General features: G+C 58.9%; 15 protein-coding genes and 1 pseudogene. 12 read left to right on the top strand and 4 right to left on the bottom strand.

Translation table 11 applies throughout. The annotated features are described in order from the left end of the window. From AC13RM_RS17380 to AC13RM_RS17360, 5 genes and pseudogenes are all read left to right on the top strand, one after another. Window positions 1–307: pseudogene (locus AC13RM_RS17380) on the top strand (S-(hydroxymethyl)glutathione dehydrogenase); the annotation flags it as partial. A gap of 139 nt (window positions 308–446) precedes the next feature. After that, the gene (locus tag AC13RM_RS17375) at window positions 447–818 is read left to right on the top strand and encodes a PsiF family protein (RefSeq protein WP_113233278.1); all 372 of its coding nucleotides are present in this window, start codon (window positions 447–449) and stop codon (window positions 816–818) included. A gap of 168 nt (window positions 819–986) precedes the next feature. Further along, on the top strand, window positions 987–1,895 hold the full coding sequence (locus AC13RM_RS17370; RefSeq protein WP_488555341.1) for a TIGR03571 family LLM class oxidoreductase: 909 nt from the start codon (window positions 987–989) through the stop codon (window positions 1,893–1,895). A gap of 108 nt (window positions 1,896–2,003) precedes the next feature. Beyond that, a complete protein-coding gene (locus AC13RM_RS17365; protein WP_488555340.1) occupies window positions 2,004–3,305 on the top strand; it encodes a hemolysin family protein in 1,302 nt (433 codons plus the stop codon). Window positions 3,306–3,501: 196 nt separating this feature from the next. Beyond that, window positions 3,502–4,503 carry an IS30 family transposase gene (locus AC13RM_RS17360; RefSeq protein ID WP_488555339.1) on the top strand — a complete coding sequence of 334 codons (1,002 nt, stop codon included), beginning with the start codon at window positions 3,502–3,504 and terminating at the stop codon, window positions 4,501–4,503. 75 nt (window positions 4,504–4,578) lie between these two features. On the opposite strand, the gene AC13RM_RS17355 is transcribed toward AC13RM_RS17360, so the two are convergent. Next, entirely contained in the window at window positions 4,579–5,493 is a 915-nt protein-coding gene (locus tag AC13RM_RS17355; protein ID WP_285177501.1) for a DMT family transporter, read from the bottom strand. Window positions 5,494–5,793: 300 nt separating this feature from the next. On the opposite strand from AC13RM_RS17355, the gene AC13RM_RS17350 reads away from it, so the two are divergent. Next, the gene (locus AC13RM_RS17350) at window positions 5,794–7,890 is read left to right on the top strand and encodes a putative bifunctional diguanylate cyclase/phosphodiesterase (RefSeq protein WP_374820536.1); all 2,097 of its coding nucleotides are present in this window, start codon (window positions 5,794–5,796) and stop codon (window positions 7,888–7,890) included. Between the two features lie 46 nt (window positions 7,891–7,936). Here AC13RM_RS17350 and AC13RM_RS17345 read toward each other — a convergent pair whose 3' ends face one another. The 3 genes from AC13RM_RS17345 to AC13RM_RS17335 form a co-directional block, all read right to left on the bottom strand. Then, window positions 7,937–9,055 carry a lactonase family protein gene (locus AC13RM_RS17345; protein ID WP_374820534.1) on the bottom strand — a complete coding sequence of 373 codons (1,119 nt, stop codon included), beginning with the start codon at window positions 9,053–9,055 and terminating at the stop codon, window positions 7,937–7,939. Window positions 9,056–9,141: 86 nt separating this feature from the next. Further along, window positions 9,142–9,858 carry a FadR/GntR family transcriptional regulator gene (locus AC13RM_RS17340; protein ID WP_374820532.1) on the bottom strand — a complete coding sequence of 239 codons (717 nt, stop codon included), beginning with the start codon at window positions 9,856–9,858 and terminating at the stop codon, window positions 9,142–9,144. A 121-nt stretch (window positions 9,859–9,979) separates the two neighbouring features. After that, a complete protein-coding gene (locus AC13RM_RS17335) occupies window positions 9,980–10,564 on the bottom strand; it encodes an NADPH-dependent FMN reductase (RefSeq protein WP_285177505.1) in 585 nt (194 codons plus the stop codon). A 400-nt stretch (window positions 10,565–10,964) separates the two neighbouring features. Between AC13RM_RS17335 and AC13RM_RS17330 the strand changes: the two genes are divergently transcribed. From AC13RM_RS17330 to dhaL, 6 genes are all read left to right on the top strand, one after another. Next, window positions 10,965–12,443, top strand: a complete 1,479-nt coding sequence (locus AC13RM_RS17330) for a sugar ABC transporter ATP-binding protein (RefSeq protein WP_374820530.1) — start codon at window positions 10,965–10,967, stop codon at window positions 12,441–12,443. Between the two features lie 55 nt (window positions 12,444–12,498). Beyond that, complete coding sequence (locus AC13RM_RS17325; RefSeq protein ID WP_488555338.1) at window positions 12,499–13,503, top strand: ABC transporter permease; 1,005 nt, start codon at window positions 12,499–12,501, stop codon at window positions 13,501–13,503. Between the two features lie 85 nt (window positions 13,504–13,588). Then, window positions 13,589–14,578, top strand: coding sequence for a substrate-binding domain-containing protein (locus tag AC13RM_RS17320; protein WP_488555337.1), 990 nt, complete (start codon window positions 13,589–13,591; stop codon window positions 14,576–14,578). Between the two features lie 61 nt (window positions 14,579–14,639). Next, the gene (locus AC13RM_RS17315) at window positions 14,640–15,413 is read left to right on the top strand and encodes an SDR family oxidoreductase (protein ID WP_488555336.1); all 774 of its coding nucleotides are present in this window, start codon (window positions 14,640–14,642) and stop codon (window positions 15,411–15,413) included. A 34-nt stretch (window positions 15,414–15,447) separates the two neighbouring features. Next, window positions 15,448–16,440, top strand: a complete 993-nt coding sequence (locus tag AC13RM_RS17310; protein WP_488555335.1) for a dihydroxyacetone kinase subunit DhaK — start codon at window positions 15,448–15,450, stop codon at window positions 16,438–16,440. 13 nt (window positions 16,441–16,453) lie between these two features. Beyond that, window positions 16,454–17,095 (top strand): dihydroxyacetone kinase subunit DhaL, encoded by a 642-nt coding sequence (gene dhaL / locus AC13RM_RS17305; protein ID WP_095436439.1) that lies wholly within the window; start codon window positions 16,454–16,456, stop codon window positions 17,093–17,095. Window positions 17,096–17,131 lie beyond the last annotated feature (36 nt).

The raw sequence follows: 17,131 nt of genomic DNA, 5'->3' as shown, positions 1-17,131 counted from the left end.
GGTGATGCGCCAGGCGCTGGAAGCCTCGCATCGCGGCTGGGGCAAGTCGGTCGTCATCGGCGTTGCCGGCGCCGGCCAAGAGATTTCCACGCGTCCGTTCCAGCTCGTCACCGGCCGCTCGTGGATGGGCACGGCCTTCGGCGGCGCCCGTGGCCGCACCGATGTCCCGAAGATCGTCGACTGGTACATGGAGGGCAAGATCGAGATCGATCCGATGATCACCCACACCATGCCGCTCGAAGACATCAACAAGGGCTTCGAGCTCATGCATTCGGGCGAAAGTATCCGCAGCGTCGTGCTGTATTGACGTTGCAGGGACCTTGCTGGAGGTTTTTTGGCAGTCCGAACGACGGATAAGCCGATGACCACCGTTCAAGAAGGACGCCGGCCTCGTGATGGGGTCGGCGGCTTGAACATGAATAGCCTTCAGGCAAAAGGATATGCCCATGACCAGCAAGCTGCTAAGTGCGACCGCCGCTGCTCTTTTCGCTCTATCTTCCGCAACCGTCGTCTTCGCCCAGACGACGACACCTGCGACGACTGCAACGCCAGCTCCCGCCACGACGCCTTCCACATCGACGCCATCATCGACGATGCCGTCGAGGGACGAGATCAAGACGGCACGGCAAGCCTGCCGACAGGATGCAACGGGGCAGGGCCTCAAGGGCGAGGCGCGCAAGGACGCAGTCAAAAGCTGCCTGCAGCAGAAGTATCCGGTCCTGGCAAAACGCAAGACCTGCCATGACGAAGGCACCGCCAAAGGTCTGGAGAAGAAAGCATTGCGCGACTACGTCAAGCAATGCATCACCGCGAGCTGAACATCGGCCCGGGATCACGGATCCGCACTGGACCCGTCACACAATGACAGTCCGCTCCACAGGGCGGACTACTTGCCTCGCACAATCACCCTACGCTTCACGCGCCCCTTTTCCTCAAGCGCAAGCCTCCTTATCTCCTCGGCAAGGATATAAATTTCGGGGTGCGGCGTGCTTTTCCATCCAGATAGGCTTTCATTCGGCATAGTCCTGCCGGCGCAAACGAGAACTGCTGCCGACATAGAGTTCGATGCTCAGCTCGGCATCGCAGCCCAAGCCGATAAACTAGGCTTCGATGCGCTGTGGGTGAGGGATGTCCCTCTTAACAGCGAAAGCTATCCTGATCCGATCGGGCATGCCGATCCCTGGGTCCTCCTCGGAGCTCTAGCCGCTTCCACATCCAGGATCGCCCTGGCGACGGGTGCAATCGTGCTGCCTTTACGGCATCCGCTCCATATCGCCAAGGCCGCACTGTCCGTCGCCTCCCTTTCGAAAGGTCGGTTGGTCCTCGGCCTCGGCTCGGGAGACCGGCCGAGCGAATATGACGTTTTCGGAGAGGATATTGAGAACCGCAAAGCGCTCTTTCAATCGCATTGGGAGCGCCTCGCCGTTGCGCTTAGCCCGGATCAAAAGGTCGTTGATGAAGGCGGTCGCGTGCGAAACGAGTTCGCCATCAGGCCTGCGCTGCGACAACCGCCCATTCCCATGGTGGCGGTGGGTTCATCGTCGCAATCGCTCGAATGGATTGCCCGCCACGCAAAAGCCTGGATGACCTATTACCGGCCGCTACCCGTTCAGAGAGACCGGTTGGCGCTTTGGCACAATGCCCGGGCTAAGGTCACCGCTGATTTTCGCGGCTTCGGTCAGTCCATGGTCCTGGATTTGCTCGAAAATCCTCAGGCCTCTTATGAGGAGATCAATCTCGGCGTCAGAGCCGGCAGGCGAGGGCTGATCGACGCTTTGTCGGCGATGCGTGAAGCCGGCATCCATCATGTCGCCTTCAACCTCGTTACCCAGGGCAGACCGCCCGGCGAGGTCATTGAAGAGATCGCAGCGGAGATTCTGCCGGCCATGCGGTAGCTTCGCGAACTGCCCTCAATAGTGGCATCGTGGAAATCATATTCGCGGGACCCTGGCTTTTGCAGCCTTTGCCACCTATCTTTCCGCTGCAACCAAAAAGGGCTGATTTTGCTTCTCGAAATTTCTATCGTCATTGTCCTCACACTCCTGAACGGCGTGCTTGCCATGTCGGAATTGGCGATCGTCTCATCCCGTCCTGCCCGCCTGAAAGTGCTTTCCGACCAAGGCAGCAGAGGTGCGAGCATGGCGATGAGGCTGGCTGAAGAGCCGGGCCGCTTCCTTTCAACGGTGCAGATCGGCATCACGCTCGTCGGCGTCCTGTCCGGCGCGTTCTCAGGCGCCACACTCGGCGCTCGGCTGTCGAGCTGGCTTGCCGCGCAAGGTCTTTCGGTTGCAGCCGCCGACGCCATCGGCGTCGGTTCCGTCGTGGTCGCCATTACCTATCTATCGCTGATCATCGGCGAGCTCGTGCCGAAGCAGGTTGCTCTGCGAGCGCCGGAAGCGGTCGCCAGCAAGGTTGCGCCGGCCATGGTGTTTCTTTCCCGGGCTGCGGCCCCGCTTGTCTGGTTGCTCGATCTCTCGGGACGGCTGGTTCTGAGGGCACTTGGGCAATCCGGCAAGGCTGCCGATGGCGTCAGCGACGAGGAAATCAAAACGGTTCTTGCAGAGGCACAGAGCGCCGGCGTCATCGCTACGGAAGAGCAGGCGATGATCTCGGGTGTCATGCGATTGGCCGACCGCACCGCAAGAGCATTGATGACCCCGCGACGCGACGTGGAGGTCATCGATATCGAAGACGGTTTCGATGATGTTCGCGAACAGCTTCGCCGCACCGACAAGGCACGGCTGCCGCTGCGTAAGGATAGCTCCGATGAAATCATTGGCGTGCTGACCACCAAGGATTTCTTCGATGCGCTGGCTTCTGGCGGTCAGGCGGACATCCTGAAGCTTGCCAAACAGGTGCCGATCGTTTCGGACCTTTCCAGCGCCCTTGACGTGGTCAAGGCGCTGCGTCGCTCTTCTTCACACATGGTGCTCGTCTACGACGAATACGGTCACTTCGAAGGTGTCATCACATCGGGCGATATCCTCGAAGCCATCCTGGGAGCTGTTCAGGAGGAAACCGATGCCGACGGCGAGCAGGCTCTCGTCCGTCGCCACGACGGCAGCTATCTCGTATCCGGCTGGATGCCCATAGACGAGTTCGCCGACTTCATGAACCTGCAAATCGAGGGCGATCGCGACTACCAGACGGTCGCAGGCTTCGTGCTGCAAGAGCTGCGCCATCTTCCGGATGTGGGCGAAAGTTTCTCGAAGAGCGGCTGGCGCTTCGAGGTCGTCGATCTCGACGGCCGCAGGATCGACAAGCTGCTGGTGAGCGCGGACGACGCTCGCGAAGCCGATCACTGAAACTCATCAGAGAGCCACGCATTATCCCGAAGAATAGCCATTTGATGAAATCCGTTTCGCCCTAAAAGACAAGGCTCGCCGGATCGGCTTATGTTCCATAACACAGATTATCTGATTTGCGGCTGTAGAGGGGTACATTCTATTTTCAAGTGCGACATGCCAATGATTTCAATGGCTTCACTTTGGAGATTTTCGCATGTCCCGCTGCTATTCGCAATTGACCCTCGCCGACCGCCGTCGCCTTCATTACCTCGTCGAGCGCAAGGTGCCGATCAACGAGATGGCCCGTCAGCTCGGGCGCCATCGTTCGACCATCTATCGTGAGATTAGACGCAACACGTTCCATGACCGCGAGCTTCCCGAATACAGCGGCTACTTCTCGACGGTCGCTGACGACATTGCTAAAGAACGCCGACGGCGCTTGCGAAAGCTTCGACGCCATCCGCATCTGCGTCGCATGGTCATTGAGAAACTGGAGGCCTATTGGTCGCCGGAACAGATTGCCGGCCGTCTCCTGGCAGACAGCGTCAGCATGGTTCGCATCTGCGCCGAGACGATCTATCGCTTCATCTACGGCAAGGAAGATTACGGGCTTGGTCTTTATCGCTATTTACCGGAGGCACGCCGCAAGCGTCGCCCTCGTGGCTCCAGAAAGCCACGAAACAGCGTATTCCCCGCCAGTCACAGGATATCACAACGGCCTGATTTTATTAGTGATCGGTCTCAGTTCGGACACTGGGAGGGCGACCTGTTGATCTTCGAGCGTGACTTTGGCCTTGCCAACGTCACCTCACTGGTCGAGCGAAAGAGCCGCTACACCGTTCTCATCAAGAATCCAAGCCGGCATTCTCGCCCGATCATGGACAAGATCATCAGAGCGTTTTCGCCTTTGCCAGCCTTTGCGCGTCAGAGCTTCACGTTTGATCGCGGTACCGAGTTTGCCGGATTCAGGGCTTTGGAAGAAGGGATCGGCGCGCATAGCTGGTTTTGCGACCCAAGTGCACCGTGGCAAAAAGGAGCCGTCGAGAACACCAACAAGCGCGTTCGACGTTTCCTGCCAGGCACCACAGACCTGGCAATTGTGTCACAACGCGACCTTCTCCATCTCACGCGCCATATCAACGATCAACCGCGCAAATGCCTCGGATACAGGACACCGACTGAAGTGTTCATGGCGCATTTGCAGGAAGAGGGGTGATCCCCTACCCTGCAAAACAGGCGTGCACTTGGGTTAGCTTCTCCACCGGGCAGATTGCCATGCGATGCGACTGCCTCAATGCCCATCCCGAGCAACTGCATCTTTCGGGACCGTATCGACCAAATTCTTCCGATGGAAGATGAACAGCCCGGCAAGGACGATGATGACGGAGCCGATGACAATCTGGGTGTCCGGAATATCGCCGAAGAAAACGAAGCCTAGCACGATTGCCCAGACCAGCAGGCTGTATTGCAGCGGAGCTAATAGCGATGCCGGAGCAAGTTTCAGGGATCGGGTTATCAGCATATGGGCGCTGCCGGCGACGATGCCGAGGGCGAGCATGGCGCCAAGATCGAGCGCTGAGGCGGAACGCCAGTCGCCAATGCTGAGTACCAGTCCGGCAATGAGCGCACCGACCGTCTGCCACGCGACGAGAGTCGCATCCCGCGTCTGCCGCAGCCGTCGCCCGAGCACCAGGGTCAAAGCGAATGAGAGGCTGCCGCCAAGGCCGAAAAGCGATGGCCAGGAAAACATTGCCGCAGAAGGTCGGAGAGCGATCAATACGCCGATAAAGCCGACGAATACCGCCAGCCAGCGCCGCCAACCGATCTTTTCATTGAGAAAGAAATGCGAGATCGCCGCTACATAAATGGGCCCGGCCATATAGAAGGTCATCACATCGGCCAGCGGCAGATAAGCGACAGCGGCGTAAAAGAGAGCAACGTCGAGCGTTGTCATGACAACACGCAGAAGCTGCAGCGGCGGCCGTTCGAGGCGAAAAAGCGCGTCGCTGCCCTGCCGAGCGATCATCGGCGCCAGGATAATGAACGAACCGAACGAGCGTATCACCAGAATCTGGCCTACGGAGAAGCTCGCAACCAGCCACTTGCCCATGGCATCGTTCAGCGAAAACAGGAAGTCGCCGAGAAGCATCATCAGCATGCCGGCAAGCACAAGATTGCCGCTTGTTACGGCTTTGCTCACGCGCATACTATTTTATCCTTGCGAATCCGCGTTTCCACTACCTGCGCTTTAGCCGGTTTTGTCCCCTACCCGCAATGGCACTCATCACCGACGGTTCATCCCGGAAAATCCAGCACCTGTGCACTCATTGTGGCGCGCGCTCTTTCTGTAAAACTTGAGCGGATGTTTATAAATTCGGTTATATGATAACGTTTACGTGAACGGGTAAACCAAACTCGCCAGCGAGGACGGTCCACATGCCTATACGCTTTCATTGTTGCAGAACTACCTGCCGATATAGTCCGCTTGCTGGGTGAGAGAACATAAATGATGCAACCGCCGGATGGATCATCAGAGCCGACGCACCGAGATCAAGACGGTGAGGATGAGCAGGTCCGCGAGCCGTTTGAATTGCTTCAGGCTCGATATCTGTCTCTCGCCGAGCGTTACGAATGGCTCGAAGCGATGATCAACTATGTGCCGGACTATATCTATGCCAAGGACAGGGATGGCCGGTTCCTTTTCGCCAACATGGCGATCGTCCTCAACAATGGCTTCACGCATGTCGATGAGCTGATCGGCCTTACCGATGCCGAAATTCACCCCATGGCCGATGCTCACAAGATCGAAGAAGTCGAACAGCAGGTGATGGAGAGCGGCGAGGCCGATCTTGGTGTCGAAGAGCGGCGCCTCAAGGGCGAAGGCTGGCTCATGATGTCGCGGGTGCCGCTGCGCGATAGAAACGGCAATATCATCGGCGTCGTCGGCGCATCGCGCGACATCTCCGCTCGAAAGCGGGCAGAAAAACTGATGAGTGCCCAGACGAAGCTTCTACAGGATGTGGCCCGAGGCGTTGATCTCGACGTATTTCTCAGGGAGTCTCAGGTCCTTCTTGAGGAATTGCTCAACGGCAGACGAGTGAGCTTCATCCTCAATGGCGAGCAGGCCGAACCGCTTGCCGGCGATATCCTGGAATTTCCCATTTTTTCGCGAGACGGCGGCCGGCATGGAGCCCTAGTAACGGTGCAAACCGATGGTGACGAGGCCGGGCTTATGGAATTTTTCGCCGGCATAGCACAGACTGTCGGCATAGCCATCGATCGCCATCGCGACATCGCCCATATTGCATACTTGGCCGAACATGACGCGCTCACCGGCCTGCCGAACCGCATGCTGCTCGATCGCAGGCTCAGCGCCCTCTTGGAAAAAGCATCACGGAAACAAAGGTCTCTGGCCGTAGCGTTCATCGACCTCGATAATTTCAAGCTGGTGAATGACACACTCGGCCACGCGGCCGGCGATGAATTGCTGACGGTGGTCGCGCGGCGCATATCGACCCATGTCGGCAATGGCGGCATCGTAGCGAGGATCGGCGGTGACGAATTCATCATCGTTCTGGAAGATCCCGCTGAGCCGATATATGAGAGGCTCGCGGCCGTCCTGGCAGACATATCCAAGCCAATGATCGTACAAGGCGTCGAGATCCGGGTAGGCTGTAGCATCGGTGTGGCTTGCGCCATGGAGCATGGCACGACGACTTCGGAGCTCTTCGCGAATGCCGATATGGCGCTCTATCGAGCCAAGGAAGCGGGACGCAATGCCATTCGCCTGTTCACGCCGACCATGGCGGAGGACGCCCGCAACAAGCTGATCCGTATCGAAGAATTACGGCGTGCCGTGGAGCAGGACGAATTCGTGCTCCATTATCAGCCGCAAAAGGAAGTTCGCAGCGGCAAGATCATTGGCGTCGAGGCCCTCGTCCGGTGGCAGCATCCTACCGAAGGCTTGCTGCTTCCAGGCGCCTTCATTCCGCTCGCAGAGGAGACGGGACTCATCGTCATGCTCGGCGAAATCGTTCTGCGCAGAGCCTGTCAGCAAGCGCGGCTGTGGCAGGATCGCGGCCTGCCCGCACTACGTATGGGCGTCAACGTGTCAGCCCGGCAATTCCTGGAGAGCTCGCTGACGAACCAGGTCGCATCGGCATTGCAATCCGCTCATCTCGATCCACAGTGGCTCGAGCTCGAATTGACGGAAAGCTTGATCATGCGTGACATCGAAGGAGCCATCGAGCGGATGCAAGAACTGAAGAAGTTGGGAGTCAGCCTCGCGATGGACGATTTCGGCACCGGATATTCAAGCCTGAGTACCCTCAGGCGCTTTCCACTTTCCCGGTTGAAAATCGATAGATCTTTCATCGCCGATATTCCGGAAAAGCCCGGCGATATGGCCATTACCTCCGCCATCGTATCGCTTGGCAGAACACTCGATCTGGAAGTCGTGGCGGAAGGCGTCGAGACCGAGGCGCAGGCCCGTTTTCTCGAGGGCGCCGGATGCGAACTGCTTCAAGGCTATCTCTTCGCCCGGCCTCTTCCCTCCTCCGAGATCGAAAGCCTGATTGCCGGAACCGCTGCGAAAGCGGTGTAGATATTCACCCGAAAGCGGCTTGATGCTTGCCGCATGCGGACGCGTCTCAAGGAAATGTCACGATCTCTATCCAGTTCGCACCGGCATTGACCGGATATCGCCCTATCAGGCCGAGACCGCCGGCGGCTTGGTCGATAGCATAGACCGACAGCCTGTCTGACTTCTCGCCGGATGCGACAAGAAACCGCCCCGATGGATCGATGCGGATGCCGCGTGGCTGCTGCTCGGTCGGATAGTTTGTGACGTAGGTCAGTCTTCCATTGCCTGCGTCGACGCGAAAGAGTGCGATCCGGCTGGTGGTTCTCTCCGTCGTATAAAGAAATTTGCCGTTCGGTGTAATGCCGATATCTGCGGCCCAGACCTTCGGCTTGTCGTTGTCTGCTGAAGCCACGGTCGGTGCAGGCGCACCGGATGTCGCCGGACCAGCCGGCGCGATGCCTGGTGACAGCCCGGCAAGCTCAGGAACGGAAATAACACTTTCTATCTCGCTCAAAGTGCCCTTATTGGTATCGAGCGCATAGTGGATGACATGGCCGGTCAGTTCGGTCAGGACGTACACTGCTTTATTGTCGGGAGAAATGACGATGTGGCGCGGACCAAAACCAGCGCCGGTCTCAACCTGCGTCGGATCGTTCGGCTTCAGTATTCCAGTCTCGGCGTCGAGAGTGAATTGCTGCACAGCATCAGAGCCGAGATTGGTGGCAAAGACATATTTTCCTGTCCGGTCACTGACGATCGAGTGGGCGTTGCGTCCGGTTGCGATCACTTGTTGAGCCTGCGCGGTGACCAACCCGTTCCTGCCGATCAGCAGCACGGCGATTTTGCTGCCGCCATAGGAAGCAGCGAATAGAAGCCCACCCGTCGGATCGAGGGAGATGTAGGCCATGCTGTCGGGCAAAGCGGCGACGGCCTCCTGCCTTAATTTGCCGCTTTCGGGGTCGATCGCCAGCGTCAATACCCGGTAAGGCTGTTCGCGAAGGACCGCATAGAGATGCCGCCGGTCCGGACTGACGGCCATGGGCATGACCATCGGGCCAACATCAACGCTGGATATTGGCGTGAGCGCGCCCGTCGCCGCATCCATCCTGTACGCATCGATCGTTCCGGCAACTGCCGCCGAGACATAGACGAATGTGCGAGATACATTGGAAGGCGTCTGAACCACTAATCACCTCGTCCGAGCGTCGGATGTAACCGCCGACGATCGGTTGATATCATATGACATAATATGACCATGGCATGTGTTGAGCATTATTGCGCCTGCAACTCGGCCAGAAGACGATAACGTCGCTGGCTCGCCAGCATATGAGCCCGCATCGCCTGACGCGCCCGCTCAGGGTCCTGGTCGGCAATCGCCGTCAGTATTTCCGCATGCTCGGCATGCACCTTCTCCAGATAGGCGCGATCATTCGCTTCAGGCAATGTCGGAAACTGTCTGCGCGGGATGGTTCGGGCGCCGAAATGCCGGAGTACATCGACATAGAAGCGATTGTTCGTGGCAGCGGCAATCGCCATATGGAATTCATAATCCGCTTCGACGGTCGAGAGCCCCTGCTCTATCAGCAGCGCCATCTTGCGGTTGGCGGCAGCAATTGCGGCCTCCTGTTCGGCCGTTCTGCGATAGGCGGCGATTGCCGCCGCCTCGCCTTCCGCAGCCATGCGGAATTCCAGCAACTCCAGCGTTTCGGGGATGCTTTTGACTTCGACAGGCGTCAGCAGCAGGCCGGATCGTGCCGACGTTTCGGAAACGAATACCCCTTTGCCCTGAACGGGCTTGACGAGACCTGCGGCACGAAGATCGGCAATCGCCTCGCGCACCACGGTACGGCTGACATCGAAGGCCGCTTCGAGCTGCGGTTCCGTCGGAAGCTGGTCGCCTGCCTGAAGCTTGCCGGACTCGATCTGCGTGCGCAATTCATCGATGACCCTTTGTGCCAGCCTTTGCCTCGCCCGGGCATTTGTCGTCATTCCCGATCCCCGATTCTATTCCCGCTGTTCATCCGCAGTCGCTTCTTATGGTCAGCGTTAAGTCATAATACGAATAGTCTTAACATGGGGCGCATCGAATGCAATCGGGGCAGGCAGGCAATTAGATTTCCCAGTCGGAGGTGTATGCTCTGGCCCTTAAGCCCGATGACAATTCCAGCTTGACCTCGATCGTTTTCTTCAGCCTCGCCGCAAGGGCATCGGAAAGGATGGCGCCATTGATCCAATCCCTCTCCGTGGCATAGACGACATAGGGATTGATCACGCATTTGAAATCGAGCATCAGCGACATGGCGAGGCTTCCATATGCCATATAGCTATGCGGGAGCCCACCGGAACAGACGAACGTGACGATCTGATCGAACCAGGCCGATTTTCGTCCGCCCTCACCGGTCGCACCGGTAAGCTCGATCAGGCTCTTGGCAGCGCTGCCCACCGACCAATTGTAAATGGGCACAGCAAGCAGCACACCATCCGCATCGCGAATTGCGCGATACAGCCTGTCGTATGAAGGATGCTCATAGCAGTTCAAGTTGTCGAAAACAGCCAGCTCGAGATCCTGAAGATCGATAAATTCAACCCCAACCCCTCTCTCCCGCAATAGGTGTTCCGCCTCACGCGCCATGCGGCGGCTCCGGCTTTCCGGGTCCATGCTGCAGGACAGAATGGTGATTTTCGATGGATGCATCTCTGTTTTGCTCCGTCGTCAGCGGCATCAGATGAAACCGCACAGCACCTTAGGATTAAGCGGATTCTCCCTGTCTACAACGCACTTTTTTCTGCGCAATCGCTGCATTCCATCGATGCCGCATACGCCGCGTCCTGTCAAAACCGCATTTCCGAAGCCGGCCCATTCACCGCCTCCACACTAAATAATCTGTTTTCAACAGCAATAATTACATACCCTTATCGGTACATCCTCAAACGAATTCTCTCTGTGACAGCAAGGTGCGACATCGCAATTCCATGATTTCCGCACGATCGTATTGACATTTGTCGAAAGCACTTCGAATATTGTCAAACGATGCTGAGCAGTAGTCGACGGCGACGTCGTGGCTCGCTCCAGCATCCGGAATGCGGAGGGGAAAGTGGAATTCCTGCTTGAAGTAGAGGGGCTGAAAAAGTCCTTTGGCGGCGTCGCTGCATTGCGCGACGGGCGCTTTCAGCTGCGTCCCGGCTCCGTCCACGCCTTGTGCGGCGGCAACGGTGCGGGCAAATCGACGTTCCTCAAGATCCTGATGGGCATTCACAAGCGCGATGCCGGCTCCATTCGCCGCCGCGGCAAGGATGTGGATTACGCCAGTCCTGCCGAAGCGCTCGCCGCCGGCATTGCCATCATCGAGCAGGAGCTCAGTCCCATCCCGCACATGACGGTTGCGGAGAATATCTATCTTGGCCGCGAGCCATCGGCGCGCCTTGGCGGCATCGATTTCAAGACAATGAATCGTAACGCGCAGGCGCTCCTCGATCGGCTGCAGTTCAACATCCGCGCCACGCAATTCATGATGAACCTCTCGGTCGCGCAAGTTCAGCTTGTCGAGATCGCCAAGGCGCTCAGCCACGATGCCGAGGTGATCTTCATGGACGAGCCGACCTCGGCGATCGGCGAGAAGGAAGCGCAGCAGCTGTTTGCGACCATCGAGCGGCTGAAGGCTGAAGGGAAAGGCGTTGTCTACGTCTCGCACCGCCTGTCCGAAATCTTCCAGATCGCCGATTCCTACACGGCCTTTCGCGACGGGTCCTATGTCGGCAGCGGCGCGCTTGCCGATATCGACCGGCCCGGCCTCATCCGCATGATCGTCGGCCGCGAACTTGGCGAGGAATACATCAAGACCAATGTGCCGACGGCAACGCCAGGGCTAGAAGTCGCCGGGCTTACAGCAGAGGGCAAAGTCAACGACATCTCCTTTACCGCACACAAGGGCGAGATTTTCGGCATTTATGGCCTGATGGGGTCCGGCCGTACCGAGATCTTCAACTGCATATTCGGCGTCGATGCCGTCAGCGGCGGCCAGATCAAGCTTGCTGGCGAGCCCATCATCGTGCGCAAACCAGCCGAAGCCATGCAGCACGGCATCGCCTTCGTCACCGAAGATCGCAAGCTGACCGGCCTCAACCTGATCGATAGCGTTCGCAACAATATCTGCCTTGCGAGCCTGCCCGAAATGAGCCCGAATTTTTCAATGGATCGCCGGGCCGAGGCCAGCGCCAGCCAGGACATGATCCAGCGCTTCGGCATCAAGGCGGCACGCGACAGCATGCCCGTCTCCGGCCTTTCCGGCGGCAATCAGCAGAAGGTCGTGCTCGGCAAGTGGTTCCTGCGCAAGCCGAAAGTCCTGCTGCTCGATGAGCCGACACGCGGCGTCGATGTCGGCGCCAAGCGCGAAATCTACCGCATCATCTGCGACTTCGCCGCCGAAGGCGGCACCGTGATCATGATCTCATCCGAAATAGACGAGGTTCTCGGCATGTCCGACCGCATCCTGGTGATGCGCCAGGGACGATCTGCCGGAATTCTCAAGAGGGAGGAGGCCGACGCGCAATCGCTCGTGCATCTGTCGACCTGAACACGACCGGACACGAAGACAAGAATGAAGCGCCCGGCAATAAGAGGTATTTGCAATGTCCGCCACTGACAACAATCAGTCCAATTCCTGGTTCGGCTCGGACCGACGCAGATTGATCATTCAGGAATACGGGATTTTTCTCGCCTTCCTGCTGCTCGCCATCGTCCTCTCATTCTCGAATGAGTATTTCCTGACGGCCGGCAACATTTCCAACGTCTTGCTGCAGACCTCGATCAACGGCGTGCTCGCGATCGGCATGACATTCGTCATCCTGACGCGCGGTATCGATCTCTCCGTCGGCTCCGTGGTCGCGCTCACAGGGATTGTCAGCGCAAGCTTCGCAACGACCTCGGCGACGGCCGGCATTGTCGGTGCGCCGTATCCGCCCTATGTGGCGCTCGCCGCCGGCCTCTTGGTTGGTGTCGCCTGTGGCGCCGTGGTCGGCCTCATCGTCTCGCGCTTTGCCGTTCCCGCTTTTGTCGCGACGCTCGGCATGCTCTCTGCTTCCCGCGGCCTGACGCTGATCTATGGCGGCGGCAAGCCTGTGCCGGCACTGACTCCCGATTTCCGCTGGATCGGCACGGGTAACGTGCTCTCGATCCCGATGCCGGTCATCCTGCTTGCCATCGTCTTCATCGTCGCATGGTGGGTCCTGAACCGCACCCGCTTCGGCCGATACATCTATGCCGTCGGCGGCAATCCACATGCTGCCATCACCTCAGGCATCAATGTCAGCAAGCTGCGCTTCCTCGTTTACGTCATTTCCGGCGGCCTCTCCGGTCTGGCAGGCATGATCCTTGCTGCCCGCACCGGCTCCGCCCTGCCGCAGGCCGGCATCGCCTACGAACTCGACGCGATCGCGGCTGTCGTCATCGGCGGCACCAGCCTTTCCGGCGGCGTCGGCCGCATCACCGGCACACTGATCGGCGCGCTGATCATCGGCGTCATGAACAACGGCCTCGATCTGATGGGCATCCAATCCTACTACCAGCAGGTCCTCAAGGGCGCGCTCATCGTCGGCGCCGTCATGCTCGACCAAAAGAGAAACCTGGGCGGTTGAGCCCGAAGACATTCCAGTGTTGGCACTCGGAAAACCAAACGGCACGTCAAGACGACGGCCGGACTTTCAACGGAGGAGACTTATAATGAAGAAATTATTGATTGCTCTTGCTGCAGCGACAGCAATTCTGGCCTCACCTGCCCTCGCCCAAGACAAGAAGCTGAAAATCGGTGCGGCGCCCTACGGCCTGAATGCCGAATTCATGCAGATCTGGTCGGCTGCGCTGAAGGAACATCCCGCCGTCAAGAATGGCGATGTCGATCTGACCATCTTCGACGGCCGCTATGATGCGCTCGTGCAGCAGGAGCAGGTCAACACGATGATCACGCAGAAGTTCGATGCGATCATCTTCGTGCCGATCGATATCGAAGCTGCAGCGACGGCCGTACAGGCCGCCCACGACGCCGGCATTCCGGTCGTTGGCTCGAACACCCGCGTCAATTCCGATCTGCTGACCGCCTATGTCGGTTCCGACGACACGATCTCCGGCTACATGGAAGCCAAGACCGTTCTCGACAAGATCGGCTGCAAGGGCAATGTCGTCATCCTCGAAGGCCCCATCGGCCAGTCGGCGCAGATTTCGCGTCTCGAAGGCAACAAGAAGGCGCTTGCCGAGTGCCCGAATGTGAAGGTGCTGGAAGACCAGACCGCCAACTGGTCGCGCGCCGAAGCCCAAACCCTGATGGAAAACTGGCTGACCTCCCACCCTGGCCAGATCAACGGCGTCATCGGTCAGAACGACGAGATGGCCCTCGGCGCGATCGAGGCGATCAAGGCTGCCAAGCTTAACGTCAAGGACTTCGCTATTGCCGGCATCGACGGCATCACGGATGCGCTTCACGCGGTCAAGCAGGGTACGATGACCTCGATCCTGCAGGACGCCAGCGCGCAGGCTCAGGGTGCACTCGATCTCGCGATCTTTGCCGCCAAGAAGGGCGACTACAAGCCGGAATCCAAGATCTGGGAGCAGTATCCCGCCATGCCGTTCAACGACGGCAAGGAGAAGAATTACAATGTTCCGTGGACCCCGGTAACGGCTGAGAACATCGACAAGCTGCTTGAAACCCGCAAGTAAGATCAATGCGGCGGGGCGAACTATCGCCTCGCCGCACCCCGAAAACAGAGGCTTGAAAAAGATGACCGAGACATCCCCAGACATTGATTTGAATTTCCCGCTCTCAGGCAAGACAGCGCTTGTCACGGGCGGCGGCTCCGGCATCGGCGCTGCTGTTGCGGCGGCATTCGCCTCCAAGGGCGCGAAAGTCGCGGTTCTCGATATCAATGTCGATATGGCAAAGGCCAAGGCATCCGAAATCGGTGGCGGCGCTGAAGCATTCGTCTGTGACGTGTCCGATCCGGCCTCGGTCAACAAGGCGGTCAGCGATGTCGTCGCGCATTTCGGCGGCATCGATATCGCCGTCAACAGCGCCGGCGTCGTCTTCCTCGCCCCCGCCGAAGATCTTGCGCTCGACTACTGGGACAAGACGATCAATATCAACCTCAAGGGTACGTTCCTTGTCACGCAGGCCGTCGGTCGCGCCATGATAGCCGCCGGCAAGGGTGGCAAGATCGTCAACCTCGCCTCGCAGGCCGGCACCGTCGCTATCGAAGAGCATGTTGCATACTGCGCCTCCAAGTTCGGCGTGATCGGCATGTCCAAGACCTTTGCCGCCGAATGGGGCAAACACGGCATCAACGTCAACACCATCTCGCCGACCATCGTGCTGACCGAGCTCGGCAAGAAGGCCTGGGCCGGCGAGAAGGGCGAAGCCGCCAAGAAGCGCATCCCCACAGGCCGTTTCGCCTTCCCGCAGGAGATCGCAGCCGCCGCTGTTTTCCTCTCCTCGTCCGGCGCGGACATGATCAACGGCGCCGATCTGCTGATCGACGGCGGCTACACCATTCTTTGAGCGCAAACGCTCGACAATTTCGACAGGAGAGACCATGCAGCGGTTCATCAACAATCCCGATGAAGTCGTTGAAGATACTGTAAAAGGCTTCATCAAGGCGCATTCGGATATCGTCCGTCTAGCAGACAATCCGCGCGTCGTCGTCGCCAAGGATGCTCCGCATGCCGGCAAGGTCGGCGTGATCACCGGCGGTGGTTCCGGTCACGAGCCTGCCTTCATCGGCTATACGGGCAAGAACATGCTGGATGCGGTCGCAGTCGGCGAGCTTTTTTCGTCTCCAACGGCCAAGAGCTTCCACGACGCCATACGCGAGGCCAATGGCGGCCGTGGTGTTATCTGCCTTTACGGCAACTATGCCGGCGACAATATGAACGTGAAGATGGCAACGAAGCTTGCCGCCAAGGACGGGATCGAAGTCGCGACTGTCATCGCTAACGATGATGTCTGCTCTGCTCCCCCGGAGGAGCGCGAGAAGCGCCGCGGCGTTGCCGGCGAAATCTTCATGTGGAAGATCAGTGGCGCCAAGGCCTCCAAGGGCGCAAGTCTCGAGGAAGTCCGCGTAACCGCGCAGAAAGCGATCGACAATTGCCGTTCCGTCGGCATTGGCCTCGGTCCCTGCACCCTGCCCGCCGTCGGTCATCCGAATTTCCAGATCGAGCCCGGCACGATGGAAGTCGGCATCGGCCATCACGGCGAGCCAGGCGTTCGCGTCGAGCCGCTGAAGACGGCGGCGGAGATTGCCGAGGACATGTGCCAGATCGTGCTCGACGATCATAATCTGGCCGCCGGAACGGAGGTGGCCGTCCTCGTGTCAGGCCTCGGCGCGACACCGGTCAACGAGCTCTACATCCTGAACGACACGATCGAGACGAAGATCTCCGAGCGGGGGCTGAAGATCTACAAGACCTATATCGGCAACTACTTCACGTCGCTCGAAATGGTCGGCGCGACGCTGACCGTGATGGCACTCGACGAGGAGCTGAAAGAGCTTCTGGACGTCGAGGTCGAGTGCATGACACTGCTCTGAGGGGGACGCACGCATGCAGACATTCAACAATGCAACATCGGGTGATATCGTCTTGGCGATGACCGATCGTATCGTCGAGAACCGCGCCTATCTCAGCGAGATCGACGGCAAGATCGGCGACGGCGACCATGGCGTCAACATGGCCAAGGGCTTCGGCATGGCCGCGGAACGCCTGAAGGGCAAGAACCAGTCGCTGTCAGCCTCGCTCGATACGCTGGGCACGGTACTGATGACCGAGATTGGCGGCTCCATGGGCCCGCTCTACGGCGTCATGTTCACCGAGATTGCCGAAAAGCTCGACGGCATCGAGGCCATCGATAGCGCAGCCTATAGCAAGGCGTTGCATGCCGGGCTCGAAGGTATCCAGTCGATCGGTTCCGCCAAAGTCGGCGACAAGACGCTTCTGGACACGCTGGTTCCGGCAATCGAGGCGTTCGATGCTGCCAATGCTGTGGGCAAGTCCTTTGCCGAGGCGCTCGATGCATTAGTCGCAGCTGCCGAGGCTGGTCGCGATTCGACGCTTAACCTCGTTGCCAAGATCGGCCGCGCCAGCCGGTTGGGTGAACGTTCGCTTGGCGTTTTGGACGCCGGCGCCACCTCCTGCGCCATCATCCTGAAGGAGCTTTCGGAAGGCGCGCGCGCACGGCTGCAATAACAGGGCTCTCCCAAGGCTGCGCGATCCCGTGCTCCA

It is taken from the genome of Martinezella sp. CNPSo 3732, assembly GCF_057784515.1.
Note: the sequence above shows the minus strand (reverse complement) of the source record. Positions and strands in the feature narration are given on the sequence as shown.